Origin of the sequence: Acidisoma sp., assembly GCF_035492295.1 — a bacterium.
Taxonomy (GTDB): Bacteria; Pseudomonadota; Alphaproteobacteria; order Acetobacterales; family Acetobacteraceae; genus Acidisoma.
This window is the reverse complement of record NZ_DATJJK010000152.1, coordinates 1-3,860: the sequence shown is the minus strand read 5'-3', so window position 1 is coordinate 3,860 and position 3,860 is coordinate 1. Positions and strand designations below refer to the sequence as shown.

Below are 3,860 nucleotides of genomic sequence, written 5' to 3'. Positions count from 1 at the left end.
CGATGGTTCGGGCAATGTTGCGGCCTATGACTTTTCCGTCCGCTATCCCTCCAACGGCGCGCCGCTGCTCGCTTCGCTTCTCACGGGCGCGGTGCCTCCGGTGCCCATGGTCTTCACCATGGGGGACCGCACGGCGATCCCCCCCTATCAGTACGAGACGATGCGCGTTGCGGCCTACGACATGCCGCCCATCATCCGCGCCTCCTGGCTGCGCGGCGTTTCCTCCATGCCGAATTCCTTTGCGCATGAAAGCTGGATCGACGAAGCCGCCGCCGCCGCGCGTGTCGATCCTATTGCGTATCGTTTGCGCTATCTCAAGGATCCGCGTGCCGTCGATCTCGTAAAGGCGATGGCCGAGCGGGTCGACTGGGTGCCCCATACGGAACCCGGCTCGCTTGGGGGAGAGGGAGAGATCCTGCGCGGCCGCGGCTTCGCCTATGCCGTGTACGTCCATGGCCAGTTCCCCGGCGTGCCCGCCGCCTGGTCGGCCTGGGTCGCCGATGTCGAGGTCAACAAGGCGACCGGAGATGTCGCACTGACACGGGTGACCGTCGGCCAGGATTCCGGCCTCATGATCAATCCGGCCGGCGTCCAGCATCAGATCCACGGCAATGTCATCCAGTCCATCAGCCGGGTGATGAAGGAGGAGGTGGCCGTCGGGCCGAAGGCTGTGGAGACCCAGGAATGGGGCGGCTACCCCATCATCACCTTCCCGGAAATCCCGCCTATCGACGTGCTGATGATGGACAAGCCAGACGAGCCGCCGCTGGGCGTCGGTGAATCGGCTTCGGTGCCGAGTGCCGCCGCCATCGCCAACGCCATTTACGATGCGACGGGCGTGCGCTTCCGCGAGCTTCCCTTTACTCCTGAGCGGGTGCGGGCGGGGCTGCAGGCCGCCGGCGTAGCGTCACCGATACCCGCCCCAGCTTTGGCTGCGCCACCCGGAAAGAGACGCGGCTTCTGGGCCGGCCTCGGTCTCGGCCTTGCCGGGCTGATCGGCGCGGGTGTCGTGGCGCTGCCCTGGCGCGGCGCGATCGCGCCCGTCTCCCCACCCGCGCCCGGCCTCTATTCGAAGGAAACGGTCGCGCGGGGGAAGATGCTGGCGGCGCTCGGCGATTGCGCGGTGTGCCACACGGCCCCCGGTGGCGTCGCCAATGCCGGCGGCCTGCCGATCGAAACGCCCTTCGGCATTGTCCACAGCACCAATATCACCCCCGATGCGCAGACCGGAATCGGCGCCTGGTCCTTCGAAGCCTTTCGCCGCGCCATGCGCGAAGGCATCGGGCGGAACGGGCAGCACCTCTATCCCGTCTTCCCCTATGATCACTTCACCAAGACGACGGACGCCGATCTGGAGGCGATCTACGCTTATCTGATGTCCGAAACGCCGGTGGTCGCGAAAGCGCTGCCGAATACGCTGCCGTTTCCTCTGAATCAACGCGCGACGATGGCCGGGTGGAATGCGCTCTACCTCAAGCCCGGCGCCTATGTGCCCGATCCTGCGCAGTCCGAAACCTGGAACCGCGGCGCCTATCTGGTGGAGGGCCTGGGCCACTGCTCGTCCTGCCATACGCCGCGCAACGCCTTGGGCGCCGAGATCAAGGCGCGTGCCTATGCCGGCGGCATGGCTGAGGGCTGGGAGGCGCCGCCGCTCTCCGATCTCTCGCAATCGCCCGTGCCCTGGACGGAAGATGCGCTCTTTACCTATCTGCGTACCGGCTTCTCGCCGCAGCACGGACCGGCGGCGGGGCCGATGGCGCCCGTCATTCACGAATTGCAGGCTCTGCCCGATTCGGATCTGCGATCCATGGCGACCTATCTCGCGACGCTCGCGAAACCGGTGTCGGTGGAAGCCGAAGCAGCGGCGGTGGCGGCGGCTGAGGTGCGCAATGCCGGTGTCATGCTGCCTTCCGCCGGTCCGGGTGGTCGCATTTTCCAAGGTGCCTGCGCGGTCTGCCACGCGCCGTCGGCCCCCCAGCTTTTCGGCGTGAAGCCCAACCTCGCCCTGAACACCAATCTGCAGAGCGATCGGCCTGATAACCTCATCCGCATCATCCTGGGTGGGGTGCCGCAGCCTGCGCTGCCGTCGATGGGCGCGATGCCCGCCTTCGGCCCAGTTCTGACCGACCGCCAGATCGCCGACCTCGTCTCCTTCCTGCGCCGCCAGTACGCGCCAGATCAGAAACCTTGGGCCGGGCTCGAGCAGACGGTCGCGACATTGCGTGCCGTGACCGCCGGAGCGAGCCAACCGTGAGCGAGACACAACATGTCTGAAGCCGCCGCCATCCCGATCGTCCGCTGCGATGCCTGCCCGGTGATGTGCAACATCCGCCCGGGGCTTGCCGGCGCGTGCGACCGTTATGCCAATGCGGATGGCGTGCTCGTGCGGGTCGATCCGCTCGTGCTGCTCGAAGCCGCGCGGGAACGCGGTGCGCCGCTGGTCGCTTTCCGCAATGAGGAGGATTGGGACGGCAGCCTGGTGCGCGGCGCCGATACCTTCGTCACCGCCATCGGTGCCGGCACCACCTATCCCGACTACAAGCCCGCGCCCTTCATCGTCTCGACCGAGGTCGAGGGCGTGGACATGGTGACCGTGGTGACGGAAGGGGTGTTCAGCTATTGCGGTGTCAAGATCAAGATCGACACCGATCGGCATCTGGGTGATGAGCGCTCGATCGTCCGCGCTGGCGGGGAGCCGGTCGGGCATGTGATGACGGCCGAATACGGCTCCCAGATGCTCTCGCTTGGCGGCGTCGCGCATCTCACAGGCGGCAGCAAGAAGGAAGGCCGCGTCACCTGCGATACGCTGCTTGCACTCTGTAACAAGCAGGCGGTCGAACTCACTATCGATGATGGGGCAACGGTCGTGGTTCAGGCTGGAAAGGCGCCAGTTGTGAACGGCGTGCGGGAGACGCGCATGCGCGTCGGCTGCGGTTCGGCCACCATCGGCATCTTCGCGCCGCAATGGATGGGCAAGGTGGATGAGGTCGTGGTGGTGGACGATCACATCACCGGCGTGTTGTCCGAACATCAGGGTGGCAAGCTGCTCGGCGTGCCACCGACCGGCATCCGCATGCGCGGCAGGCGCTCCACCCCCGGCCGCTATTTCCAGGTCGCCCATCCCGGCACGGGCTGGGGCGGCACCGATATCTCGGATCCGCTGTCGATCCTCGATCCCTTCGATCCGAAACATGCCCGGCCGGGCCTGCGCATGCTCATGGTCAGCACCACCGGCGAGCATTTCGGCTACTATATTCTCGACGAGGATTTGCGGCCGGTGCCGCAGGGCATGCCAATGGACCTTGTGCAATCCGTCGAGCGGATCGCCGAGAATTGCGAACCCGCTTTGTGCAGCGTGCTTTTCGTGGCGGGTGCGGGCGGATCGCTCCGCGCCGGGGTAACGGACAATCCCGTCCGGCTCACGCAGTCGGTCGCGCGTGGCATCACGCGCCTCACCTGTGGCGGCGCGCCGGTCTATCTCTGGCCGGGCGGCGGCATCACCTTCATGGTCGATGTAACGAAGCTGCCTGACAACGCCTTCGGCTATGTGCCGACGCCGGCGCTCGTCGCCCCCATCGAATTCACCATGCCCCGCGACCAGTATGAGGCCATGGGCGGCTATCTGGATCAGGTGCGCAAGGCGGCGTCGCTGGACCCCGCGGCACCGCATCGCTTCGAGCCGCAATTGCCGGAGAATCCATGGCCGCTTCTGCCCATGATCCGGCACTGAGCCCGACGCCCCGCGCCCGGGCGCGGCTCCTGCCCCAGGCGGCGGCAGGCTTGCCGCGTCTGCATCTGCAGGATGGGCCGATCGACCTCGTGATCATGGCTGAGGGCACGCCCGCCGCGGTGGAGGCCGC

The 3,860-nt window shown here is 66.9% G+C and carries 2 protein-coding genes; both read left to right on the top strand.

From position 1 onward, the window contains the following. The coding region (locus VL752_RS10860) for a c-type cytochrome (protein ID WP_325355030.1) at positions 1–2,254 on the top strand (2,254 nt) is incomplete at its 5' end. Between the two features lie 12 nt (positions 2,255–2,266). Continuing rightward, complete coding sequence (locus VL752_RS10855; RefSeq protein ID WP_325355028.1) at positions 2,267–3,730, top strand: 6-hydroxynicotinate reductase; 1,464 nt, start codon at positions 2,267–2,269, stop codon at positions 3,728–3,730. Positions 3,731–3,860 lie beyond the last annotated feature (130 nt).

Coding starts and splice junctions, on each gene's coding strand:
- VL752_RS10855 (WP_325355028.1), top strand. CDS start 2,267: ATGTCTGAAGCCGCCGCCATCCCGATCGTCCGCTGCGATGCCTGCCCG.